The organism is Bowmanella sp. JS7-9 (assembly GCF_004329715.1).
In the GTDB taxonomy this organism is placed as follows: domain Bacteria; phylum Pseudomonadota; class Gammaproteobacteria; order Enterobacterales; family Alteromonadaceae; genus Pseudobowmanella; species Pseudobowmanella zhangzhouensis.
The window spans coordinates 256,780-280,410 of sequence record NZ_JXSY01000002.1; the positions used below are offsets into that span (position 1 = coordinate 256,780).

A 23,631-nucleotide genomic window follows, 5' to 3' on the forward strand; every position below is an offset into this window, starting at 1 on the left:
TCACCGCGCTAAATTCTACGTTATGGCTTAGGTTGAGATCATTCTCTGAATCTGTTCAACCATTTCATTTGCGTTCATATCTGATGCAATTGCGCTCTTTTCCATCCCTTGATAAGGATGGATAAAATCACTAAAGCCAGATACGGGCATCGCAGTAGGACTCGGGTAGTGTTCGAAAGCCATTGCCCAGTTTTCAAATGCGCGTTGTTGAACGGTTTGATACAGCACACGATTGAGGCCGAAATGGCGGTTGTCTGTTAACAACAGGCGGTATAAAGCACTGACATTTTCAGATGGCCCCTCGATAATTTGAAAAAATGTGGTGTCGGTCAGTGTCAGATAACCACCTATTTCTGCTCGCGCGTTGTTGCGTCTCGCCACAGATAGTAATTGATTCAATTCCTCTGATGACATCGGATGTTTAGCTGTACTTATATAAGCGAGTTGAACTAAGGACTCTGACATAGCCGATTTCCGCATGCTCGTATAAATATAAGGTATAGGCTGAATAATTGTTTATGCGAAAGAAAATTAATTAGTCTTCAGTAGCAATAGGCGTAAAGCGTAAAATGTTGAGCGGTAACAGCTTGCCTTGCAAAGTATCCTGCACGCATTGAATCGCTGCAGGGCTGCGTAATTGCCCGGCACGCTCGATAATTTGTTCTGCCGTTAGCCAATGCCAGGCGATTATATTTTCCTCAGTGCTGGTGCAGGTTGGCAAATGGGTTAATTCAAAAACAAATCCAAAACGTAAGTAGGTCAATGGTTTGTCTGCGGTGGGATTGAGATAGATACCGCACAGGCCGGTAGGCTCAGCCTGAATGCCGGCTTCTTCTTTTAATTCGCGTTTCGCTGCATCTGGCAGTGACTCACCCCATTCCAGATGGCCAGCGGGTTGATTGAGTTTCTTTACGCCATCGATGATTTCTTCCACCAGCAAAAATTTGTCCTGATAACGAACAATACAAGCTACGGTAACGTTGGGACGAAAGCGTGCTACAGACAACGATATTCTCCCGGCGCCAGACCGTCCAGAGTCCAGTCTCCAATCCGGTAACGGATTAATCGTAGGGTAGGGAACCCGACGGCTGCAGTCATTCTGCGTACCTGACGGTTTTTCCCTTCGGTGATGGTCAGACTGAGCCAACTGGTGGGAATGTTTTTGCGAAAACGCACTGGCGGATTCCGTGGCCATACGGTCGGCTCTTGCATGCGCTGTGCTTTGGCCGGGCGGGTCAAACCATCTTTAAGTTTAACGCCCCGGCTTAATTGGAGAATTGCGTCATCGCTGATCTCTCCATCGACCTGCACCCAATAGGTTTTACTGGTTTTGTGCCTGGGGTCGGCGAGTTTGCTCTGTAGCTTGCCATCATTGGTCAGAATTAATAATCCTTCACTGTCACGGTCTAACCTGCCAGCGGCATATACGCCGGGGATATCGATAAAATCCTTGAGCACGCTGCGGTCTTGCTCATCAGTAAATTGACACAATACGTCATAGGGCTTGTTAAACAGCACTATTTTGCGTTCAGGGTTCAATTACTCGCTCCAGTATCATAAAAAACAATATGTTAGCAGATTTGCGATTTTCCCCATACTCAAGCGCTGGCGTAAATGCGAGATGCCATTTTGCTAGCGGATTTCGACCATGGTATGACTTGTAAGTGGAATTTTCGCCCCTATACTACTGGTCGCGATGACCCTACACCGGATTGGATTTTTTGTCTCAGACATAGCCTGTCCCGCGATAGCACTACGGCGCTTCGCATCTTAATCGCCCTTTTTATAGGACTCTGCGCAGTTATTTTGCGCGGGCTTCCATGGACTTATAAGGCAGCTAGTCTGCCCATGAACAGAGGTATCTAATGACCACAGCCAAGTCGACAATCATATATACAAAAACCGACGAAGCGCCGATGCTGGCAACCTATTCTTTGCTGCCGATTATTGAAAAATTTGCGTCGGCAGCAGGCATTAACGTTGAGCTGAGTGATATATCACTGGCTGCGCGAATTTTGGCGACCTTCCCGGATTATCTGCCGGAAGATAAACAGGTACAGGATGCGTTAGCTCACCTGGGCGATCTCACTCAGGATCCAGATGCAAACATCATTAAACTGCCAAATATCAGTGCGTCGATCCCACAATTGCGCGCCGCAATCGCGGAATTGAACAAAGCCGGGTTTGCCGTACCAGCTTATCCGGAAGAAGCCAATACTGACGAGGAAAAGTCAATTCGTGAGCGTTACGGCAAAGTGTTGGGCAGTGCAGTAAACCCGGTATTACGTGAGGGTAACTCTGATCGTCGCGCCCCCGCAGCAGTAAAAAATTACGCTCGCAAGCATCCTCATTCAATGGGCGCATGGAGCCAGGCGTCGCGTTCACACGTAGCATCAATGGCCGGAAAAGGGGATTTCTACTCCAGTGAGAAGTCGACCACGGTAGAAAAAGCAGGCCATGTGAGCATTGTGTTCACCGACAAAAACGGCAATAAAAAGGTTCTTAAACCACGTATTGATTTGCTCGCTGGCGAAGTCATCGACGGCATGTATATGAGCAAAAAAGCACTGTGTAAATTCTTTGAAGAACAAATTGAAGATGCCAAAAACACCGGCATTTTGTTCTCACTACACGTCAAAGCCACCATGATGAAAGTCTCTCACCCTATTGTGTTTGGTCACTGTGTGAAGGTGTTTTATAAAGAGCTGTTCGATAAATGGGGTGACTTGTTCAAAGAGTTGGGCGTGAATCCAAACAACGGCCTGGGCAGCGTTTACGATAAAATCGCCGGACTGCCAGAGTCGCAACGTTCAGAAATCCAGCGTGACATTAACCGGGTTTATGAAAACCGTCCGATGATCGCCATGGTTAACTCTGATAAAGGCATTTCTAACCTGCACGTACCCAGCGACGTCATCGTAGATGCCTCCATGCCTGCAATGATCCGTAACTCTGGCCAAATGTGGGGCCCGGATGGTCGCGCTTACGATACTAAAGCGGTTATCCCGGAGAGTACCTATGCGACCATCTATCAGGAAGTCATTAACTTCTGTAAGACCCACGGCGCATTTGATCCAACGACCATGGGTACCGTGCCAAATGTGGGCTTAATGGCTCAAAAAGCCGAGGAGTACGGTTCGCATGATAAAACGTTTGAACTGGACGCCGACGGTACCGTACAGATTATCGATCAGGACGGCACCGTACTGATTGAACACCAGGTTGAAAGCGGTGACATCTGGCGTATGTGTCAGACCAAAGATTTGCCTATCCAGGATTGGGTTAAGCTGGCCGTCACCCGTGCGCGTCTGTCTGGAATGCCGGCGGTATTCTGGTTGGATGAAGAGCGTGCACACGATGCGCAACTGATCAAAAAAGTGCAGCATTACCTGCAACAGCACGACCTGACCGGTCTGGATATTCAGATCATGTCACCGGTGGCGGCAATTCGTTACAGCATGGAACGTGCTATTCGCGGTAAAGATACTATTTCTGTTACCGGCAACGTTTTGCGTGATTATCTGACAGATTTATTCCCAATTCTTGAACTGGGTACCAGTGCCAAGATGCTGTCTATTGTGCCATTGATGGCCGGTGGCGGTTTATATGAAACCGGTGCGGGTGGTTCGGCGCCTAAACACGTTCAGCAGTTTGTTGAAGAAGGTCACCTGCGCTGGGATTCACTGGGTGAATTCCTCGCGCTGGCCGTCTCCATTGAAGACGTGGCGATCAAGTATGATAACAACCGAGCCAAAGTCTTAGCCAAAACTCTGGATGAAGCGACAGAACAGCTTTTAAATAACAATAAATCACCTCTGCGTCGTGCCGGTGAACTGGATAACCGTGGCAGCCATGCATATTTGGCCATGTATTGGGCGCAGGCCGTAGCTGCCCAGCAAGATGACGCGGAAATGGCGAAAATGTTCGCGCCGCTGGCTGACAAGCTGGCTGCGAATATTGATACTATTGTGGCTGAAATTGATGCGACTCAGGGTAAACCACAGGATATCGGTGGCTATTATTTCCCAGCTGAAGAAAAATTGGCTGCGGCGATGTTCCCGAGCCAGACATTCCGTCAGATTTTGGCGTCCTGATGCGAGTGGCGGTGGGGTCTTAATGGACTTCACCGAACTTCAGACATAAAAAAAGCAGATGTTTAACGCATCTGCTTTTTTATTTCCGATGCACAGCATCACATTTTTGGTTCAATGGAGATATTGGCTGCATGCAGGCCTTTTGGACCCTCTTCGATTTCAAATTGAACTTCCTGACCCGCTTTGAGAGAGCGGTAACCATCCATTTGAATAGTGGAGTAGTGGGCGAATACGTCCTCTCCGCCATCTTCCGGAATGATAAAACCAAATCCTTTCGCGTTATTGAACCATTTAACTCTACCGACTGCCATTACAATAACTTCCTCTATGTCCCTTGATTTAACGCCTTTTAACCCAATCTTCCGATAAGGTGGGGCGACGACGTAATACACCCCATGCAAAACTGTAGATTTTTTGAGCGGATTGTGTCAAGTCGGAATTAAACATTTTCCACTTTGCGTTAACAAAAGACGCTAATCGCGATATAACTTAGTCATCACCAGAGTAAAATTGAATAAAAATACGTGACCAATGGGGCAGTTTGATACAGGCGTAAGCCACGACAAACAGATTGAGTTGGTGCGGCGTAAGGCCGAACCACCTCCGATGTATAAAGTTATGCTCAATAACGACGATTACACACCGATGGATTTCGTTATTGAGGTGCTGGTACGTTTCTTTAATATGAATAATGAACGGGCAACCCAGTTGATGTTGACCGTGCATTACGAAGGAAAAGCGGTGTGCGGGGTATACAGTGCTGAAGTAGCAGAAACAAAAGTGATGCAAGTGAATCAGTACGCGCGAAAACATCAGCATCCTTTGCTATGTTCAATGGAAAGAGCATAAAAAATTTAGTCAGTACACAGAGGGCAAGCAGTTATGTTGAATAAAGATTTAGAGAGAACCCTAAACGAAGCCTTTATTTTTGCCCGTGAACACCGTCATGAGTTTATGACGGTAGAGCATTTGTTATTGGCATTACTGAATAACCCCTCTGCCGCCGAGGCACTGCGCGCCTGTGGTGCGGATATTCCGGCGATCAAGCGAGAATTAGAAGATTTCGTTAAAGACACCACTCCAATCTTATTAGAAGACGAGACGGGTGAACGTGAAACCCAGCCAACTCTCGGTTTTCAGCGGGTATTGCAGCGTGCTGTATTCCACGTGCAGTCGTCTGGCAAAGATGAAGTAACCGGTGCCAACGTGCTGGTGGCCATTTTCTCCGAGCAGGAGTCTCAGGCTGTTTACATTCTGAAAAAATCCGATGTGACACGTCTGGATGTGGTTAATTTCATTTCTCACGGCGTGACGAAGTCTGAGGATGAACGACCAGCCCAACATGAAACCGAATCCGAAGCAGGCGAGGGTGAAGATCGCTCAGCTATGCTGGAGCGCTTCTCCACAAACCTAAATGAACTGGCCGCCAAAGGGAAAATCGATCCTCTCATCGGCCGTGATGCAGAGTTGGAACGCACGGTACAGATACTGTGTCGCCGCCGCAAAAATAACCCGTTGTTAGTCGGCGAAGCCGGCGTCGGCAAAACAGCTATTGCAGAAGGGCTTGCTTACCGCATTGTAAACAATCAGGTGCCGGATGTGATTGCTAACGCCACTGTCTATTCCCTGGACTTGGGCGGTTTGTTGGCTGGAACAAAGTATCGCGGTGATTTTGAGAAACGCTTAAAGGCGATTCTAAAAGAGCTGGAAAAGCAGCCGGAAGCGATTTTGTTTATCGATGAAATTCATACCATTATTGGTGCCGGCGCGGCATCGGGTGGTGTGATGGATGCCAGTAACCTGCTGAAACCTAAGTTATCCAGCGGCGAATTGCGTTGTATTGGCTCGACTACCTATCAGGAATATCAGGGCATTTTTGAAAAAGATCGTGCGTTGGCGCGTCGTTTCCAGAAAATTGATGTGACAGAGCCGAGTGTGGAAGACACTACCCGTATTCTGATGGGCCTCAAAGACCGTTATGAAAAACATCATGACGTGAAGTTTACCAAGCAGGCTATGCGCGCCGCTGCCGAATTAGCCGCTAAGTATATCAATGAGCGCCATCTTCCGGATAAAGCCATCGATGTGATTGATGAAGCGGGAGCCAGTCAGCGGCTGTTGCCAGTGTCGAAACGCAAGAAGACCATTGGCGTTACCGATATTGAACAGATCATTGCCAAGATTGCACGTATTCCGGAGAAATCGGTGTCAGCCTCCGATAAGGAAGTGCTGAAAAATCTCGATCGCAATCTGAAGATGGTGGTATTCGGTCAGGATAAGGCTATCGAATCGTTAACTGATGCCATTCGTCTGTCCCGTTCTGGTTTGGGTAATGAGAAGAAGCCGGTTGGTTGTTTCCTGTTTGCCGGTCCTACCGGTGTAGGCAAAACCGAGGTTACCCAGCAACTGGCCAAAATTATGGGCGTGGAGTTAACACGTCTGGATATGTCCGAGTATATGGAACGCCATGCGGTCAGCCGTTTGATTGGTGCGCCTCCGGGCTATGTGGGATTCGATCAGGGCGGTTTGTTAACTGACGCTGTGATTAAGCATCCCTATTCGGTGGTGCTGCTGGATGAAATTGAAAAAGCCCATTCTGATATCTACAACATTTTGTTGCAGGTGATGGATCATGGCACCCTGACTGACAACAATGGTCGTAAGGTGGATTTTCGTAACGTGGTGCTGGTGATGACCACCAATGCCGGCGTACAGCAAACTCAGCGTAAATCTATCGGCTTCCAACAACAGGATCATAGTCATGATGCGCTGTCGGAAATTAATAAGATTTTCTCACCTGAATTTCGTAATCGTCTGGATGGGATCATCTGGTTTAATCATTTGGATGCCCAAATTATTCTGCAGGTGGTGGACAAGTTTATTGTTGAGCTGGAAGCGCAACTGGATGCGAAATCCGTGTCTCTGGAAGTCACCCCAGCGGCGCGGGCGTGGCTGGCAGAGAAAGGCTATGACAAAGCCATGGGTGCCCGTCCCATGTCGCGCCTGATTCAGGAAAAAGTCAAAAAAGAACTGGCCAACGAACTATTGTTTGGCAAATTAACTAAGGGGGGCAGCGTTGTAGTGGATGAACAGGATGACAACCTGACATTCAATTACACGCAGGTTGCTGAGCACGAAAAAGCCTGAGCAGGCCAACCTTAGAAACAAAAAAACCAACCCTCAGGTTGGTTTTTTTGTGCCACGTTAATCTGGATTAACGTGCGCGATAGATGATACGACCCTTGGTCAAATCATATGGCGTGAGTTCCACAGTGACTTTGTCGCCAGTCAAAATGCGGATATAGTTTTTACGCATTTTGCCAGAAATGTGTGCAATCACAACGTGACCATTTTCCAGCTCAACACGGAACATAGTATTTGGAAGGGTATCCAAAACTGTGCCTTCCATTTCAATACAATCTTCTTTCGCCATCTAGTAAAAAAACCTCTGAATGTGCTCGGTAGTGTGAATTCTTTAATAAATCGGGCACCGGATTCAAGGTGCCAAAAAGCCGCGCAGATTTTGCCCAATATGAGCCGCGCTGTAAAGCGCTACGCGTGTTTTTTTGTAAATTCGACCCATTTGTCGTTAAAAAACTGCTCGTGTGGCAAAAACTTTGCTTTGTAATTCATTTTGCTGCAGTCATCGATTTGGTAGCCAAGATACAAATAGGGCAGGCCCAATGCCCGGGTAATCTGGATCTGGAACAGGATACTCGCGCTTCCTAGTGAACGGCCCGTCATATCCGGGTCGAAGAAGGTATACACTGCTGATAAGCCATCTTGTAATTCGTCGGTTATTGCCACAGCAATGAGTCGTTCTTCTAACCGCAGTTCGATAAAACACTGATTTTCAAATCCGTGACCCAGAAATGATGCGAATTGCGCCCGGTTGGCCGGATACATACTGCCTTGTTGGTGACGGGTGTTAATGTAGGTTTCATACAGCGGGTAATAATCAGCTTGTTCGGTTCGTTGTACTACCACGCTCAAATCGTTGTTTTTATTGATTACCCTGCGCTGGTGTTTATCCGGCTCAAACAGATTCACGTTCACCCGCAGGGATTTACAGGCCGAACAATTATCGCAATGGGGGCGATATAATTGATCGCCGCTACGGCGGAAACCCACCTGCATTAATTGCGTGTACAGCTGGTTATCTGGTTCAGGCTCTATCAACATCAAAAGCCGCTCACGCTGTTCATTCAGGTAGCTGCAGGGAAAATCTTGTGTGATACCAAATTTCATGGATGAAGTAATGTCCTTGGATGCCAAAAGTTGTCCGGGGTAGGTACGACTAATGCGTCATGTAAACGCTGTGCAAAGTCCGTGCGTGATATTTCGAACGCCCCTAACGAGGCTAAATGGTCGGTATGCATCTGGCAATCGATAAAGGCATCGGGCAGTCGCTGAAGCAGAGTTGTCAGCGCGTAAAAAGCAACTTTTGACGCGTTACTGCGATAATGGAACATGGACTCACCGCAAAATACAGCGCCCGGTGCGACGCCGTATAGCCCGCCAATCAGTTGCTGTTGCTCCCACACTTCGATGCTATGCGCGGCGCCCATCTGGTGCAGTGCTTTATAGGCGTCAATCATCTCGTCAGTGATCCAGGTTCCCTGATCCTGACGGTTGATGGTCGCGCACGTCTCAATCACTTGTTCGAAAGCCTGGTTGAGGGTCACGCGCCAGTTCATTCGGCGCAGGTGCTTGCGCAGGGATCTGGATACATGGAAATCGTTAGCCGGTAATATCATGCGCCGGGATGGTGACCACCATAAAATCGGCTCTCCCGGACTAAACCATGGAAAGATACCGGACTGATACGCACGCATGAGTCGGGAAGGGGACAGATCACCGCCAAACGCCAGCAAACCATCCGGAGATGCCAGCGCTGAGCTCAAGGGGGGGAAGTCCAGTGTGTTTTGGGCAAGTTGTGGCAGAGTTATGCGCATAGCAACAAAAAAGGCCTCACAATGAGGCCTTTTGTAGAGGACAGATTACAGGGAGTCCAGATATTTTTCTGCATCCAGGGCGGCCATACAGCCGGTACCGGCAGAAGTAATCGCCTGACGATAAATATGATCGCACACGTCGCCTGCCGCAAATACACCAGGTACAGAGGTTTGCGTTGCATTACCTTCCAGGCCGGACTGAATCTTGATATAGCCATCTTTCATATCTAACTGACCAGCAAAAATGTCAGTATTCGGCTTATGGCCAATGGCGACGAACAAACCGGCCACATCCAGCACCTTGGTTTCATCGGTCTGGGTATCTTTAATACGGACCTGAGTGACACCCATTTCATCTCCAAGGACTTCATCCAGCGTGCTGTTTAAATGCAGCACTACGTTGCCATTAGCTGCTTTGGCAAGCAGGCGGTCAGCCAGGATCTTTTCACTACGGAATGAGTCGCGACGGTGAATAACATGGACTTCGGAAGCGATGTTAGACAGATATAAGGCTTCTTCTACCGCAGTATTGCCGCCACCAATTACCGCCACTTTTTGATTACGGTAAAAGAATCCATCACAGGTAGCACAGGCCGAAACGCCTCTGCCCATAAAGGCTTGTTCGCTTTCCATACCCAGGTATTTAGCCGATGCACCCGTGGCAATAATCAGCGCGTCACACGTGTAAGTACCGTTGTCGCCTGTCAGGGTGAAAGGACGCTGGATTAAATCTGTGGTGTGGATATGGTCAAAGATAATTTCTGTATTAAATTTCTCTGCATGTTGCTGCATGCGAACCATTAAATCCGGACCGGTCAGGCCCTCAGGATCACCCGGCCAGTTTTCAACTTCGGTGGTCGTGGTTAACTGACCACCTTGTTGAATACCGGTAAGCAATACAGGATTAAGGTTGGCACGCGCTGCATAGACTGCTGCGGTATATCCTGCCGGGCCTGAGCCTAAAATCAGCAGGCGGCAATGTCTGGTTTCTGCCATGAAAATCTCCGAAAAAAACGGGTTAATCGCCCCGTTAAAAATAAAGCTGTCGCAGTAAGATGGGCGTGATTATAAAGTTTTCAAGCGGCTTTACAATAAAACTGCTCGTTTGCCGATACAGGAACGTAAAGACAAATTTATTTGTCTGAGTATTGGCGCAACCGTGTCAGAGCAGGTAGGCTTATAGGCCTGAATAAGAGGTAAATTATGACGCATCCACAATCCAGTATTCTTCGTGAAGGACAGGATTATATGGACATCTGGCCGGTACGGCGTGAGCTGTATGCGATGTTTCCTGAGTGTAGGATCATCAGTGCAACCCGCTTCTCTATTAAGATTGCTCCGCCTATCGCGGTAAGTTTACTGGTGGCGCAATACCTGTTTGCCGGTATCGATGCGCTGGTACCTATGCTGGCTGTTGCGGCGTTTGTGCTGTCACTGCCGGTGCAAGGCCTGATTTGGCTCGGTGTGCGTGCGCGTCAACCACTGCCTCCGGCAACTCGGAACTGGTTTTATCAGATTAAGCAGAAAATGCGCGGGGCGGGGGAGTTCTCGGCCAACAACGGTCAGCCGAGATATCGTGAACTTGCCCAGTTATTGGACCGGGCGTTTAACCACATGGATAAGGCATTCACCGAACACTGGTTTTAAAAAACTGGCGTGGCTCAGGCCTTGGTATCCATGGCGAGTCCCTGGTGCGACTCGGGATCGGTACCGCGTTTGTAAAAATTCAGCACCGTTTGTTGCCGGTGATCGCCAATTTCCCGTTCAACCATCACTTTAATCTTATAATCAGGACTGTTTACATCCAGCGACATAGATTTGTTGCTAACGGGTGTTGAGACCTCAGCTTTATCGATTTTTGTTAGTTGCTTTGCCTCTTGTGCATTGGCCTGTGGCTTAAGCTCTGACTCCGCCAAAGGTTTACTGATAGTAGGCTGCAACGCACTTAAATCATGCGCTGAAGCGTATGAATCTGCTGCATTGTAACTTACTGAAAAGCTCATAACCCTCTCCTCCTCTGCACAAGTTATCGACAAATCTGCACAAAGGTTTAGCAATTTGTAGAAAAAATGTGCGGCTGACGCCGCACAATAGGGTATTACAGGTAGGTAGCCCAGATCGGCGCGTGGTCAGAGGGTTTGTCGATACCACGCAATTCGTAATCAATGCCAGCATCCTGCAGGCGACTATGTAAGGCGCTACTGGCAAGAATCAGGTCAATACGCAGACCACGATTGTCATCAAATCCTTTGGAACGATAGTCAAACCAGCTGTAGGTTTCGCTGTTGTCTGGATTTAAGCTGCGCCAGCTGTCGTGTAATCCCCAGCCCAGCAGCGTATTCAACCATTCACGCTCTTCGGGTAGAAAACTGCATTTGCCGGTCTTCAGCCAGCGCAGGCGATTTGGCTCGCCGATGCCAATATCACAATCCTGATGTGAGATATTCATATCACCCATCACCAAAATGTTGTCGTCCTCTGAGTGGCCAGCCAGATAGCCCATCAGATCAGCATAAAACTTTTCTTTGGCCGGAAATTTGGTGGCATGATCGCGGCTTTCACCCTGTGGGAAATATCCATTGAGAACCCGCACTGACTGGCCATCTGGCAATGTATAGGTTGCCATGATCATGCGGCGCTGGGCTTCTGCATCATCGCCTGGGAATCCATAATGCACGTCCTGCGGCGCCTGTTTGGATAATAACGCCACCCCGTAATGACTTTTCTGGCCGAAGTACACCACGTGATAGCCCATTGCTTCGACATCGGCGAGCGGGAATTGCTCGTCATGTACTTTGATTTCCTGTAACCCAATTACGTCAGGTTGATGCTTATCAATCAATGCCTGCAGTTGATGCAATCTGGCGCGGATACCATTGATATTAAAAGAAATAAACTTCATCGAATTGTCCGTCTTTTTTGTTTGGCAGCATGGTAGCAAATTGTTAGCATTTTTACCCCGGTGGATTTGGTTCATCGGTGTACAGGGATAAAAAATGCTACACCTGATTCAGTCAAACAAAATGGAAGTGCTGGCGCAAACCTTATGTGAGGTGTTGCGCAATAGCCAATTACCTGTCCTGCAGAGCCAACCGATTCTGGTACAAAGCCCGGGCATGGCGCAGTGGTTAAAATTGCAGGTGGCCGACACCTTGGGGATTGCCGCAAATCTGACGTTTCCTTTGCCGTCATCTTACATTTGGGGGCTCTATCAGACGTTTTTACCCGATGTACCCAGAGAAACCGCGCTGAACAAAAGCGCCATGCACTGGAAATTACTGGAAATGTTATGTGCCGATGGCGGGGCATCCCGCTATCCGCAATTAGGTGACTATTTACTGGACGATCACACCGGCCTGAAGTGTTACCAGCTGAGCCAGAAAATCGCCGACGTTTTTGACCATTACCTGATGTACCGTCCTGATTGGCTGCATGCCTGGGAGCAAGGCGAAACAGTTGCGGAGATAAGTGATAAGGACACGCAACAGTGGCAGGCTGGTTTGTGGAACGAATTACTGCATAAAACCACCGCGTTGGGGCAAAGTACGTTGCACCGCAGTACGTTGCATCTGGCCTTGTTAGAGACGCTGAAGAGCGAGTCTGCTGCGGGACGGCTGCCTGCACAACTGTTTGTATTTGGCATTTCGGCCCTTGCCCCTACTCAATTACAGTTGCTGCAAGCCATCGCGCAGCACAGCGAAGTGTATTTTTTCTGGTTTAATCCCTGTCAGGAATATTGGGCTGATATTGTCGATCAAAAACAAGCCGCGAAATTACAACTGAAAGCCGAAATGGCAGCGCATGCTGAATTATTTGAAGTGGGTAATCCACTGTTGGCCAGCATGGGCAAGCTTGGGCGTGACTTTCTCAGCATGCTGTTAGCCGCAGAGCCACAGCAAGCAGACCTATTCTACAGCGAGCCGGCTACCAGCCTGTTGGTCAGGCTACAACAGGACGTTTTGCAGTTAACCCAACGTAATGTGGGAGGCCATCTGTCGGCGCAGGAACTATTTGGCAATGGTGAACTGGCTCCAAAGCTTGAAATTGCCAGCGATGATCTTTCCCTGCAACTGCATGCCTGTCATTCGCCGGTGCGCGAATTGGAGATTCTGCAGGATCGCCTGTTGAGTCTGTTCGAACAGGGGCAATTAACGCCGGGCGATGTGATCGTTATGATGCCTGATGTGGCAGCCTATGCGCCCTATATCGACGCGATCTTTGGTGCCGCAGATAGCCATTTGCGCATACCCTATGCGATTGCAGACCGGAATGCAGCGGAAGAGTCACCGTTACTGATAAGTTTTAATCAACTGAATAATTTGCTGCCAGAGCGCCTGAGCCTGTCAGATGTGATGGACATGCTGGCGGTACCGGCAATTTTACGCCAATTCCAACTTAGCCCGGCGGAACATCTGCAATTGGTTCACTGGTGCGCTGAAGCCGGTGTGCGCTGGGGATTAGATGGTGACGATAAAGCACGCTTTAATTTGCCGCCTGAAACTCAAAATACCTGGTTGTTTGGTTTAAAACGTCTGTTGCTGGGATATTGCACAGGAGCCCATGAGCTGGTGTTTGAGGCTGAAAATCCCATAGCGCCTTATCCAGAGCTAGAAGGGCAAAGCGTGCAGGCGCTGGGTAAATTGCTGGAGTTTATCGATGCGCTAACCGATTTATTGCTTTTACAACAGACGCCGCGAAATTTAGCCGGACACGTTCTACAGGCACAGGAGCTGCTTGCCCGTTTCTATCTGCTGGATGATGATGATGCACCCTATGTTGCACAGCTGCAGCGTGCATTGGGTGAACTGGCGCAGCAATCAGAAAACGCCAGTGTCGATATATCGCAGTTTGTGTTTGCCAGTGCGCTGACTGAACAGCTGCAGTCGAAAGGGGTCGGCCAGCGCTTTTTAGCCGGCGCGGTAAATTTCTGTACGCTGATGCCGATGCGCAGTGTGCCATTTAAGCAGGTGTGTTTGTTGGGCATGAATGATCAGGCCTATCCGCGTCAAACCCGGCCAATCGGCTTTGATCTTGTGGCCAAATCGCCGGCCCGCAAAGGTGATCGTAACAGGCGGGTGGATGATAGATATCTGTTCTTAGAGGCGCTGCTGTCAGCACGACAGGGTTTATATATCAGCTATGTGGGTAATCATCAGCGTGATAACAGTGAGTTGAATCCTTCCTCGCTGGTAAGTGAATTACTGGAATATTGTTTACAAACCTTCGCGCTTGAAGGCCAGTTGGGACTTGCAGCAAAGACAACGGAACAAAACCTGTTGGCTCATTTGCACACCCGCCACCCGCTACAGCCGTTTAATCCAGCGTATTTTCAGGCTCAGCGTCCGCAGTCTTTTCAAAGCCGCTATTTACAGTTGTTGGATGTTCCGCGGCAGCAGGACAATGCTTTTTGTATGTCACCTTTGCCGCAGATTGAGCCGGTGAGTGAGATTGACCTTGCCCAGTTGATTGATTTTATAACCCGGCCTGCGCGATATTTTTTACGCCAGCGTTGGATGGTGCGTTTTACCCAGTCACGGGATGCGCTGAAAGAAACTGAGCCATTTGATCTGGATGGATTGGAAAAATACCAGTTACGTGATGCCATCATCAGCCGCTATGTCAGTGGCGATGATGACATAGATAAGACGTTTGAGTTGTTACGTGCCAGCGGAAATTTGAGTACAGGAAGCGGGGCCAGAGTGACGTTCGATACTCTTTGGCAACAATGTCGTGATATGGCCACCACTATCCGAGATTGGGTCAATGGACAGCGTCCACAACGCTATAATATCGCGGTGAATACTCAGCCAATGAAGCTGACTGGGGTGGTCAATCGAGTCTATGGTAATGTGTTGCTGCACTGGCACAGTGGTAGGTATAAAACCCGCTATATACTTGGCTTGTGGGTCGAATGGCTGGCTCTTTGTGCGAGTAACGCGTTACTCTCAGAGGCTCGACTGGTGTGTCGCCCCAAAAACGGCAATAAACCGATTTATACCGTCACACTGCGCCGTTTAAGCGCCGACCAGGCGCAGCAACATCTGGCTGACTTACTGACACTTTATCAGGATGCGCAACGTCAACCGCTGCTGTTTTTTCCGGATACGGCTGAGCTGTATTTGCGCAGAGGAGATCGTGAGAGTTGCATTGCTGAATACAGCAGGGAGCCGTCCGACAAAGCATCCGGGGGAGAAGGACAGGACATCAATAATCGTCGCATTTGTCCGGATTTATCTACCCAGTTTGACGTCTTTGTGACTAATGCCGAGGTAATTTTACAACCCGTGCTGGCGAATATGGAGGGTAACTGATGCAGATCTTAAACAGTTATCAATTGCCGCTTAATGGCATGTCACTGATTGAAGCCAGTGCCGGTACCGGTAAAACCTATACCATTGCCAACCTGTATTTGCGTCTGCTACTTGGCCGTGGCTGCGATCCACTAACTACCGAACAGATTCTTTTAGTAACTTTTACCAATGCCGCCACCGCTGAGCTGCGACAACGTATTCGGGCGCGCATTTATAGCGCCCATCAGGCGTTTTTACTGGGTGAGTCAGATGATGACTTTATTCAGGCACTGATCAGCGCCAGTGAAGACATTGACACAGATATACGCCGACTTTATCTGGCGCTGCGCTGTATGGATGACGCGGCAATTTTTACCATTCACGGGTTGTGTCAACGGATACTCAGTGAGTATGCCTTTGATAGCAACAGCGGCTTTGGATTGAGTTTGATTCTGGACGAAACGCCGTTGTTGCAGCGCGCCATCGAGGATTTCTGGCGTTGTCACATCGTGACCTTACCCGCAGGGCAATTTGAACAGGTGAGTAAGGTCTGGGGCTCGCTGGATAAATTAATGCGCGAAGTGCGGCTGATTCTAAGCCGTGCCGCGCTGATCGATTACCCCGCAATGCCCGGCGGATTAAGTGAGGCGGAGCAGGACTATACCGACGCGATGTTGCAGGCCGCTATGCGTTGGCAAAACATGGATATGGCGGGCACGTTATTAAAGGCCGGATTACACAAAGGCCGTTGGCTCGGCAAGGCGGAAAATATTGCGACACTGAGCTCCCTATTGGAGGCGCGACGGTGGCAAGACCCCTGGCTTATCAATGCATTTGAAAACCTGAACGATGACAAGTTGGCGGGGGCAACAACCAAAAGTTCAACGCTGCCTGAGGATTTTAGTCTTGGCTGTTTTGAAGCGGCGAATCGTACCTTGCAGCGGTACCAGCAGGAAGCGTACTACGGTATTTTGCAGCAGGCTGTTGCGGTCATAAAGCAGCGCCTCGCCGCGGAAAAGGAAGTGCGTCAGGTGCAGTCCAGTGATGATTTGCTAGCTAAGGTGTATGCTGCGGTTCAGGCAAATCCCGCCTTGTGTGCGGCATTATTGCAACAATATCCTGTGGCGCTGATTGATGAGTTTCAGGACACCGATCCACAGCAATTTGGGATTTTTAATCAGATTTACCGGGATGCGGGTGGGTTAATTATGATCGGCGATCCCAAACAGGCGATTTATGCATTCCGTGGCGCGGATATTTTCACCTATCTGCATGTAAAGCAGTTAGTGCCGGTCGAGCGCCAATTTACTCTGGGAACTAACTATCGCTCGCGGCGTCAGGTTGTAGAGGTGGTAAATGGGTTGTTTGCGCTGCGTCACAACAGTTTTATGCAACAGCAGATCCCATTTCAGCCTGCCGAGGCCGGTAAAACGCCACGCTGGCAGGCACCGATAAATGCCGATACTGCACTGGAAGTCTTGCTGGCCGATGAGGCTGAAACCCAGCCAGAAGGCACTGCGCGGGAGTTAATGGCGAGGGAGTGTGCCTTGCGGATTGCGCGCTGGTTAAACTGGGGGCAGCAGGGAGAGGCACTCATAGACGGTCGGGCACTGCAGGCGGGTGATTGCTGCGTTCTGGTTCGCGATCGCACGGAGGCTGCCAGTATTCGCAAGGCGCTAACCGACGTGAATATCAGCAGCGTATTTATGGGGCGAAACAGCGTGTTTGCATCGGTCAGCGCCGAGCAGATGTTGCTGTTGATTCAGGCGCTGTTGGAGCCGGGTAATGATTACTTTTTACGTTCTGCGGTGGCCAGTCCCTGGCTGGGATATAGCGCAGAGGAACTGGATGGCCTGCTTCTAAATGATCTGGCGTGGCAGCGAATGGCCGATACGTTTTGGCACGCGAACCACTTGTGGGCATCCCACGGGATTATGCATGCCCTGATGCACATTGAGCAGGCGCTGGGCTTATATAGCCGGATTATTCGCTTTGATCCCCAGCCAGAGCGGGTAATTACCGATTTTCGTCATCTTGCTGAACTGTTACAGGAAAAGTCTCAGCAACTGCATGGGATGCACCAATTAGTGCAATACCTGCTGGATGCAATTCATCACCCCGAACCTGATAACGAAATACAGCAACTGCGGCTGGAAAGCGATGCGAATCTGGTGCAAATCGTGACAATACACCGCAGTAAAGGTCTGCAATATCCATTGGTGTTTATGCCCTTCGTAACCCGGGTTAAAAAAGCCAGAGATGGGCTACATCACCAGGACACGCAGTTGGTGTATAAGGACGCAAGTGATGAAAAAGCCAAAGTGCAGGCTGATCAGGAGCGCCTCGCAGAAGATATTCGTTTGCTGTATGTCGGTCTGACCCGTGCGGAGCATCTGCTGTGTATCGGTCTGGTGGACATGGCAATCAGTGGTAAACAAAGTGGCCTGCAAGACACGGCAATTGGCTATTTGTTGCAGATGGAACAATTGATTGGCGATACCAGTCAGGCCAGCCGACTAAGTCAGGCACTGGCTGCCTGGCATCAACAATGCCCGGCACAAATTGACGTCATCACGATCCCACAACCTCCTGATGTATTTGTACCGCCGCAAGCGCAGCAGCAAACCTATCGCTGTGCCACCTTAAGCGCGCCAATAAAGCGCCGTTGGATGTTAACCAGCTATTCTGCATTGGCGCGACAAACGAGCCATGCCGACTTACATGGTGATCAGCCGGGGTGGGACGAAGGGCAAACCCAATCGCATCTGCCAGCGGCGATTGCACAAAGTGAGCTTACCCGCTTTCGTTTTGTCAAAGGGGCGCAGGCCGGATCATTTTTACATGCGGTATTTGAACATTGTCCGTTTAATCAGCCTCAACAACTGGACTCGGTAGTGGCTGAACAGGCGACGTTTTTCGGTATTACCGAGCAAACCGGCGTGGCGCAGTGGCTGGCTGAGGTGCTGGCGACACCATTGGGCGTTGGCTGCGCACTTCAGCACTTATCTGCGGCAGATTATCTGGCTGAAATGGAGTTCCATATTCCACTCAAAGGTGTTTCCGCGCGGCAATTTAATCAGTGTTTACGTGACAACACGGAACTTACCTTTCCGCAATATCAGTTTGAGCAATTACAGGGCATGTTAAAGGGGTTTATTGACCTGACATTTTGCTATCAGGGACGTTATTACGTGGCGGATTATAAGTCTAATCATCTTGGCGAGCGTTTTGAGGACTATGATGCAGGCCATTGCCATCAGGCAATGCAATCTCATGATTATTATCTGCAGGCGGTGTTGTACTGCGTGGCTTTGCATCGCCATTTGCGTTTGCATCTCGCCGATTATGATTACCAGACTCACCATGGTGGTGCGTTGTATCTGTTTATCCGCGGGATGCATCCGGCGCAAGAGGGGCAGGGTATCGTACATTTCAAACCGCCGTACGCGCTGATAGAAAGCCTGGACCATTTATTCAGTGGTAAGGCGGTGACATGTTAGTTCAGCACCCCATCATAGCAACGCTGCTGGAGCAGGGCGTGATTTCGTCTTTGGATTCTGCACTGGCACGTAATTTTCTGGAAGCCGGAGAATCATTGGATGCCGGGCTTTTGGCAGCCTGGGTTAGCCATCAGGTCAGTCGCCAGCAAACCTGCGTGATTTTGCAGGAAATTGGCCAGCCGTTTGCGCCGCTATTCAGCTTCAGTCAGATGCCAGACAGGATTTGTGAACAGAGCCACTGGATTGGTCTGCCAGCACAGACCAGGCCACTGGTATTGGATAACGGCCGTCTGTATTTACGCCGTTACTGGCAGTATGAGCAGTCGTTGAGTAACGCGATTCGTATACGTGCCGGTCAGGTAACCGGCTGGTCAGCAGAGCAAATTAAGCCATTATTGGATGAATTATTTGCGCCATCTGTTGAACTGGATTGGCAGAAAATCGCGGTGGCCAGTGCCGCGTTAAATAAATTCAGTATTATCACCGGTGGCCCCGGTACAGGCAAAACGACCACGGTTACCCGCCTGCTGGCGTTACTTAGCCGGTTGGCGGGCACGGTTAATCGGCCACTGAATATTGCGCTGGCCGCACCCACCGGCAAAGCGGCGGCGCGCCTGAGTGAGTCCATTGCAGGGGCGCTGGAAAAATTGCCAGCAGATTTTCGCGCGGGTCTGCATGCAAAAACTACCACGATTCACCGCTTGCTGGGCTCCATACCGGGTCGGACTGGTTTTAATCACCACAGCGACAACCCACTGAATATCGACCTGCTGGTGGTTGATGAAGCATCGATGGTGGACTTGCCACTGATGAGTAAGTTGTTTGAAGCGTTGCCTGCCGAGGCACAGGTTATTTTACTCGGTGATCAGCAGCAATTAGCGTCCGTCGAAGTAGGCTCAGTACTGGCCGATTTGTGCGCCTTTAGCGAGGGAGAAACCCGCTTTAACGCGGATTTTGCTGCGCAGATATCAGCAATTTGTGCGGTTGAATTACCCGCTTTCGGCACACTGTCCCGCATTCAGAATAATCTGGTGGTCCTGCAGAAAAGTCACCGGTTCGATGCAGCTGGCGGAGTAGGGCGTCTTGCCCGTCAGGTACTGGCACAGGATTTACCCGCCAGCCTGGCCTGTTTTGAGGATTTTCCACAGCAATTGAGCTGGGATTCTAACCCCACAACAGAACAACTGGTCAGCCAATGCTGTACGTCGTTACAAGGCTATTTTGATGCGTTAGCGCAGGATGATATTTGCCGGGCATTTCGCGTCTTGTCTGCCAACCAGTTACTGTGCGCGACACGACGTGGCCGGTTTGGTACGGAGGCACTGAACCAGGCGATTGAACAGCGCCTGATGCAACAGGGATTAATTGGCCGGACTGATGGATTTTACCCCGGGCGCGCGTTAATGGTGACACAAAATGACCATAGTGTGGGCGTGTATAACGGTGATATCGGTATTGTCTGGCCAGATGCGACAGATCAGGGCCTGTTGAAAGTGTGGTTTATGGATGCCGGCAATCAGTTAAGAGGTATTTTGCCTGGCCGTATTCCGGCGGTGGAAAGTCTGTACGCGATGACAGTGCATAAAAGTCAGGGGTCAGAGTTTGACCACGTGTTGATGGTGTTGCCGGGCGCCGATGAACAAACCCTGTTTAAGGGCTTAAACCGTGAAATGTTGTACACAGGCGTTACGCGCGCTAAACAGCGTTTTAGTTTATTCGCTGCTAAGGCGCCGCTGGGTATGTGTCTTGAACAGCAATGTGCCCGCACCTCGGGTTTGTCAGATCGCCTGGCAGCGGACTCAGAAACAGGAAATTAAAGTTATGTTGCATTTTACGACTGAGCGTATGCAGGTTCGCGATGTGCGTGATCAGGATGCCGCGGCCATTTTTCGTCTGTTCACTGATCCGGTCTGCATCCAGTTTATTGGTGATAAAGGTTTTACCTGCGAGGCGGATGCATTGGCCTATATTCACAGCGGGCCGCAAGCGTCCTACGCAGAATATGGCTTTGGATTGTGGGCGTTGGTGGATAAGGCGAGCGACGAGGTTCTCGGCCTGGCCGGATTACTACAGCGGCCTTACCTGAGCTATCCGGATGTGGGTTATGCGTTACTGCCTGAATGGCGCGGTATGGGGTTGGCCAGCGAGGCGGTCGGCGCGGTTGTCGACTACGCAATTAATCGCCTACAGCAGCCGCATTTACTGGCGATGATTGATCGGGACAATCAGGCATCTATTAATGTAGTAACGTCACTAGGATTCGCTTTTAACGGCTATTTATCTGTCGGTCAGCACATTAAGCGCTGTAACCTGTATAGCTTACATGGCAAGATCTACCCCAGTTAAGCTTTGTTTCGCCACTATGTCTCATTTACGTACTCAGTTTCCGTTTTTCCGCCAGCATCCCGAACTGGTGTATTTTGACAGTGCAGCCACCGCACAGGTGCCGCAGACGGTCGTGGATGCGATCACTGACTATTACATCCGCGCAAAGGTCAATGTGCATCGTTCAGGTTATCGCCTGGCGAGTCAGTTAACCGATCGTTTTGAACAAGTGCGCTCGGATGTCGCGACATACATCAATGCGCCGTCAGCGCGTCAAATCGTGTTTACCTACGGTACCACCGACGGGTTTAATTTACTCGCACAGGCGCTGTCGAGCAGGCTCAAAGCGGGTGATGAGATTATCCTGACTGAAGCGGAACACCACGCCAATTTGGTTCCCTGGCAACAACTGGCACACAAGCTGGGATTGGTGCTCCGCTGGATCCCGGTTGATAAGCATGGTGCTATTCAGTGGCAACAGCTGGACTCGCTGTTAAGCCAACGCACGCGACTGGTGTGTTTTGCCCATGCATCCAATACGTTGGGAGCCTATGCGCCGATAAAGACGCTGGTGGCAAAGATCCATGCAGTGGGGGCGCTATGCATTGTCGATGGCGCGCAGGCGATTGCCCATTGTCAGGTTGATGTGCAGGCCATGGATTGTGACGCCTATCTGTTCAGTGGGCATAAGTTGTATGGACCGACCGGGGTGGGCGTGTTGTATGCTCGCGAGGGATTATTGGACGATGCTGCTGTATATCGCAGCGGCGGTGAGATGGTTCAGCAGGTTGCTAAGTCCCACAGTGAATTTCAACCGATGCCACTAAAATATGAGGCCGGCACGCCGAATATCAGTGCGGTATTGGGCCTGGGCGCGGCGATTGCCTGGTGCAGAGATAATTTAACAGACGCGATATTTGCCCATGAACAGCAAATTTATCGTGATTTGCGTCAGGGATTAAGTGCGCGAGCAGGCATTGAGCTGGTAGGGGAAGATACCGACGGTGTGCCGCTGATATTGTTCAAATCTGCTCAGTTACATCCGCAGGATCTGGCGTTGGCGCTGGATGCGCAAAATATTTGTGTCAGGACGGGTAAACACTGCGCCATGGTGCTGCACGATGCGTTACACAGCGATGGATTGGTGCGCTTGTCAGTCGCTGCGTATAACAACCGTCAGGACGTTGAACGCTTTTTCAGTGCGCTGGACAGGGCGTTGACTATCGAAGACGACGATATGGCGCTACCCACTGCACAGTTGCCAGAGTTAGATGAACTGCGCAGCGCCAAGGGGTGGGAGAATAAATACCGGCAGATTATGTTACTCGGTAAGCAGTTGCCCAAGATCCCCACAGAGCAACAAAGCCCTGACAGCCTGATAGAAGGGTGTGAAAGTCCGGTATACCTGCTGGCGGCAGAGCGCAGCGGCCGTTGGCAGTTTCAGGCTGACTCGCCGAGCAAGATCATTCGGGGCTTGCTGATGGTGATTTTACTGCCCCTGCAACAGCAGCCCCGCGAGGCGATCAATGAATTTGACGTCGATGCCTATCTGCATGAACTCGGGGTGGCACACTTTCTGTCACAAAGCCGACAAAATGGTCTGCGCGCCGTTATCGAACGCCTGAAAACCTTATCCGGGCTGAGCTGAGGCGCGGCGCTGGAGCTTTTCCAGAACGCGGGCAACAGCGACAAAACCGAAAGTGGCAGTAACCACCACCGCCGCGCCAAACCCACTGTTGCAATCCAGCTTAGTACTGCCACTGAGTCCGGCTTTGCTACTACAGGTTTCGCCATCAGCGGCCGGATAAGTCAGTTGTTCGGTTGAAAACACACAATCAATTCCGAATTTACGCGCGGGATTTTTACTAAACCCATGTTGCTGACGCAGGCGATTGCGTAATTTTGCCGCCAGAGGATCCTGAATAGTTTTGGTCAGATCGGCGACCTGAATTTGTGTAGGATCTTTTTGTCCGCCGGCTCCGCCGATGGTAATCAAGGGGATCTTGTGACGTTTGCAGTGCAGAATAATCGCAATTTTGGCGCTGATGCTGTCTGTTGCGTCAACCACATAATCAAACCCCTGACTGACAGAAAGGTGCGAGGCGACATTATCCGGCGTGACAAAATCCTCGATACAGTTCACATGGCAATCCGGATTGATCAAAGCAATTCTGGCAGCCATCGCCTCGGTTTTGTCTTGTCCAACCGTGCTGTGCATCGCATGGATCTGCCGATTGGTATTGGTGACGCAAATGTCATCCAAATCAATCAGGGTAATCTGGCCGATGGCGGTACGCGCCAGTGCCTCTGCCACCCAACTACCGACACCACCTATACCGATCACTGCCACATGCGCCTTTGCAAAGGCTGTAGTGGCCTGTTTGCCATATAGACGCTGTGTGCCGCCGAAGCGTTGTTCAAACTGCATTCTTGTTACCTCAATTTCGGGCGCGAAGTATATCATGGC

The 23,631-nt window shown here is 50.0% G+C and carries 20 protein-coding genes; 9 read left to right on the forward strand and 11 right to left on the reverse strand.

Annotation, left to right across the window (positions count from 1 at the left end; all coding sequences use genetic code 11):
• Positions 1 to 27: 27 nt before the first annotated feature.
• From TK45_RS01595 to TK45_RS01605, 3 genes are all read right to left on the reverse strand, one after another.
• The gene (locus TK45_RS01595) at positions 28 to 465 is read right to left on the reverse strand and encodes a BLUF domain-containing protein (RefSeq protein ID WP_165490672.1); all 438 of its coding nucleotides are present in this window, start codon (positions 463 to 465) and stop codon (positions 28 to 30) included.
• A gap of 70 nt (positions 466 to 535) precedes the next feature.
• Positions 536 to 1,006, reverse strand: coding sequence for an NUDIX domain-containing protein (locus TK45_RS01600; protein WP_131256868.1), 471 nt, complete (start codon positions 1,004 to 1,006; stop codon positions 536 to 538).
• Complete coding sequence (locus TK45_RS01605; protein WP_131256869.1) at positions 997 to 1,539, reverse strand: rRNA large subunit pseudouridine synthase E; 543 nt, start codon at positions 1,537 to 1,539, stop codon at positions 997 to 999. The genes TK45_RS01600 and TK45_RS01605 overlap by 10 nt, the downstream gene beginning before the upstream one ends.
• A gap of 326 nt (positions 1,540 to 1,865) precedes the next feature.
• Here TK45_RS01605 and TK45_RS01610 point away from each other — a divergent pair, with 326 nt between their 5' ends.
• On the forward strand, positions 1,866 to 4,094 hold the full coding sequence (locus tag TK45_RS01610) for an NADP-dependent isocitrate dehydrogenase (protein WP_131256870.1): 2,229 nt from the start codon (positions 1,866 to 1,868) through the stop codon (positions 4,092 to 4,094).
• A gap of 98 nt (positions 4,095 to 4,192) precedes the next feature.
• Here the strand turns inward: TK45_RS01610 and cspD are convergent, their stop codons facing one another.
• Positions 4,193 to 4,405 (reverse strand): cold shock domain-containing protein CspD, encoded by a 213-nt coding sequence (gene cspD, locus TK45_RS01615; protein WP_131256871.1) that lies wholly within the window; start codon positions 4,403 to 4,405, stop codon positions 4,193 to 4,195.
• Positions 4,406 to 4,625: 220 nt separating this feature from the next.
• Between cspD and clpS the strand changes: the two genes are divergently transcribed.
• Both clpS and clpA read left to right on the forward strand, forming a co-directional pair.
• Positions 4,626 to 4,943: an ATP-dependent Clp protease adapter ClpS gene (gene clpS / locus TK45_RS01620; protein WP_131256872.1), complete on the forward strand. Its 318-nt coding sequence runs from the start codon at positions 4,626 to 4,628 to the stop codon at positions 4,941 to 4,943.
• A gap of 33 nt (positions 4,944 to 4,976) precedes the next feature.
• Positions 4,977 to 7,241, forward strand: a complete 2,265-nt coding sequence (gene clpA / locus TK45_RS01625) for an ATP-dependent Clp protease ATP-binding subunit ClpA (RefSeq protein ID WP_131256873.1) — start codon at positions 4,977 to 4,979, stop codon at positions 7,239 to 7,241.
• A 67-nt stretch (positions 7,242 to 7,308) separates the two neighbouring features.
• Here the strand turns inward: clpA and infA are convergent, their stop codons facing one another.
• The 4 genes from infA to trxB all read right to left on the reverse strand — a co-directional run bounded on the left by infA (position 7,309) and on the right by trxB (position 10,045).
• Complete coding sequence (gene infA, locus TK45_RS01630) at positions 7,309 to 7,527, reverse strand: translation initiation factor IF-1 (RefSeq protein ID WP_131256874.1); 219 nt, start codon at positions 7,525 to 7,527, stop codon at positions 7,309 to 7,311.
• 119 nt (positions 7,528 to 7,646) lie between these two features.
• Positions 7,647 to 8,342, reverse strand: a complete 696-nt coding sequence (locus TK45_RS01635; RefSeq protein ID WP_131256875.1) for an arginyltransferase — start codon at positions 8,340 to 8,342, stop codon at positions 7,647 to 7,649.
• The gene (aat, locus tag TK45_RS01640) at positions 8,339 to 9,049 is read right to left on the reverse strand and encodes a leucyl/phenylalanyl-tRNA--protein transferase (protein ID WP_131256876.1); all 711 of its coding nucleotides are present in this window, start codon (positions 9,047 to 9,049) and stop codon (positions 8,339 to 8,341) included. Before aat ends, TK45_RS01635 begins: the two co-directional genes overlap by 4 nt.
• A gap of 45 nt (positions 9,050 to 9,094) precedes the next feature.
• Entirely contained in the window at positions 9,095 to 10,045 is a 951-nt protein-coding gene (gene trxB / locus TK45_RS01645) for a thioredoxin-disulfide reductase (protein ID WP_131256877.1), read from the reverse strand.
• Positions 10,046 to 10,252: 207 nt separating this feature from the next.
• On the opposite strand from trxB, the gene yfbV reads away from it, so the two are divergent.
• A complete protein-coding gene (gene yfbV / locus TK45_RS01650; protein WP_131256878.1) occupies positions 10,253 to 10,696 on the forward strand; it encodes a terminus macrodomain insulation protein YfbV in 444 nt (147 codons plus the stop codon).
• Positions 10,697 to 10,710: 14 nt separating this feature from the next.
• On the opposite strand, the gene TK45_RS01655 is transcribed toward yfbV, so the two are convergent.
• Both TK45_RS01655 and xthA read right to left on the reverse strand, forming a co-directional pair.
• The gene (locus TK45_RS01655; RefSeq protein ID WP_131256879.1) at positions 10,711 to 11,052 is read right to left on the reverse strand and encodes a hypothetical protein; all 342 of its coding nucleotides are present in this window, start codon (positions 11,050 to 11,052) and stop codon (positions 10,711 to 10,713) included.
• Positions 11,053 to 11,147: 95 nt separating this feature from the next.
• Positions 11,148 to 11,951 (reverse strand): exodeoxyribonuclease III, encoded by an 804-nt coding sequence (gene xthA, locus TK45_RS01660; RefSeq protein ID WP_131256880.1) that lies wholly within the window; start codon positions 11,949 to 11,951, stop codon positions 11,148 to 11,150.
• A 94-nt stretch (positions 11,952 to 12,045) separates the two neighbouring features.
• On the opposite strand from xthA, the gene recC reads away from it, so the two are divergent.
• The 5 genes from recC to TK45_RS01685 are packed head-to-tail and all read left to right on the forward strand — an operon-like array spanning position 12,046 to position 22,812.
• Positions 12,046 to 15,360: an exodeoxyribonuclease V subunit gamma gene (gene recC / locus TK45_RS01665; RefSeq protein ID WP_131256881.1), complete on the forward strand. Its 3,315-nt coding sequence runs from the start codon at positions 12,046 to 12,048 to the stop codon at positions 15,358 to 15,360.
• Positions 15,360 to 18,839 carry an exodeoxyribonuclease V subunit beta gene (gene recB, locus TK45_RS01670; protein ID WP_131256882.1) on the forward strand — a complete coding sequence of 1,160 codons (3,480 nt, stop codon included), beginning with the start codon at positions 15,360 to 15,362 and terminating at the stop codon, positions 18,837 to 18,839. The genes recC and recB overlap by 1 nt, the downstream gene beginning before the upstream one ends.
• Positions 18,833 to 20,656: an exodeoxyribonuclease V subunit alpha gene (recD, locus tag TK45_RS01675; RefSeq protein WP_131256883.1), complete on the forward strand. Its 1,824-nt coding sequence runs from the start codon at positions 18,833 to 18,835 to the stop codon at positions 20,654 to 20,656. Before recB ends, recD begins: the two co-directional genes overlap by 7 nt.
• Positions 20,657 to 20,660: 4 nt before the next feature.
• Positions 20,661 to 21,185, forward strand: a complete 525-nt coding sequence (locus tag TK45_RS01680; RefSeq protein WP_131256884.1) for a GNAT family N-acetyltransferase — start codon at positions 20,661 to 20,663, stop codon at positions 21,183 to 21,185.
• Positions 21,186 to 21,201: 16 nt separating this feature from the next.
• Positions 21,202 to 22,812, forward strand: coding sequence for an aminotransferase class V-fold PLP-dependent enzyme (locus TK45_RS01685; RefSeq protein ID WP_165490673.1), 1,611 nt, complete (start codon positions 21,202 to 21,204; stop codon positions 22,810 to 22,812).
• On the opposite strand, the gene tcdA is transcribed toward TK45_RS01685, so the two are convergent.
• Positions 22,795 to 23,592, reverse strand: coding sequence for a tRNA cyclic N6-threonylcarbamoyladenosine(37) synthase TcdA (gene tcdA, locus TK45_RS01690; protein ID WP_131256886.1), 798 nt, complete (start codon positions 23,590 to 23,592; stop codon positions 22,795 to 22,797). The genes TK45_RS01685 and tcdA overlap by 18 nt on opposite strands.
• Between the last annotated feature and the right edge of the window lie 39 nt (positions 23,593 to 23,631).

Bases quoted from the DNA above. Each gene is read 5' to 3' on its own strand.
- TK45_RS01595 (WP_165490672.1), bottom strand. From the start codon at position 465: ATGTCAGAGTCCTTAGTTCAACTCGCTTATATAAGTACAGCTAAACAT.
- TK45_RS01610 (WP_131256870.1), top strand. From the start codon at position 1,866: ATGACCACAGCCAAGTCGACAATCATATATACAAAAACCGACGAAGCG.
- cspD (WP_131256871.1), bottom strand. From the start codon at position 4,405: ATGGCAGTCGGTAGAGTTAAATGGTTCAATAACGCGAAAGGATTTGGT.
- clpS (WP_131256872.1), top strand. From the start codon at position 4,626: ATGGGGCAGTTTGATACAGGCGTAAGCCACGACAAACAGATTGAGTTG.
- clpA (WP_131256873.1), top strand. From the start codon at position 4,977: ATGTTGAATAAAGATTTAGAGAGAACCCTAAACGAAGCCTTTATTTTT.
- infA (WP_131256874.1), bottom strand. From the start codon at position 7,527: ATGGCGAAAGAAGATTGTATTGAAATGGAAGGCACAGTTTTGGATACC.
- TK45_RS01635 (WP_131256875.1), bottom strand. From the start codon at position 8,342: ATGAAATTTGGTATCACACAAGATTTTCCCTGCAGCTACCTGAATGAA.
- aat (WP_131256876.1), bottom strand. From the start codon at position 9,049: ATGCGCATAACTCTGCCACAACTTGCCCAAAACACACTGGACTTCCCC.
- trxB (WP_131256877.1), bottom strand. From the start codon at position 10,045: ATGGCAGAAACCAGACATTGCCGCCTGCTGATTTTAGGCTCAGGCCCG.
- yfbV (WP_131256878.1), top strand. From the start codon at position 10,253: ATGACGCATCCACAATCCAGTATTCTTCGTGAAGGACAGGATTATATG.
- TK45_RS01655 (WP_131256879.1), bottom strand. From the start codon at position 11,052: ATGAGCTTTTCAGTAAGTTACAATGCAGCAGATTCATACGCTTCAGCG.
- xthA (WP_131256880.1), bottom strand. From the start codon at position 11,951: ATGAAGTTTATTTCTTTTAATATCAATGGTATCCGCGCCAGATTGCAT.
- recC (WP_131256881.1), top strand. From the start codon at position 12,046: ATGCTACACCTGATTCAGTCAAACAAAATGGAAGTGCTGGCGCAAACC.
- recB (WP_131256882.1), top strand. From the start codon at position 15,360: ATGCAGATCTTAAACAGTTATCAATTGCCGCTTAATGGCATGTCACTG.
- recD (WP_131256883.1), top strand. From the start codon at position 18,833: ATGTTAGTTCAGCACCCCATCATAGCAACGCTGCTGGAGCAGGGCGTG.
- TK45_RS01680 (WP_131256884.1), top strand. From the start codon at position 20,661: ATGTTGCATTTTACGACTGAGCGTATGCAGGTTCGCGATGTGCGTGAT.
- TK45_RS01685 (WP_165490673.1), top strand. From the start codon at position 21,202: ATGTCTCATTTACGTACTCAGTTTCCGTTTTTCCGCCAGCATCCCGAA.
- tcdA (WP_131256886.1), bottom strand. From the start codon at position 23,592: ATGCAGTTTGAACAACGCTTCGGCGGCACACAGCGTCTATATGGCAAA.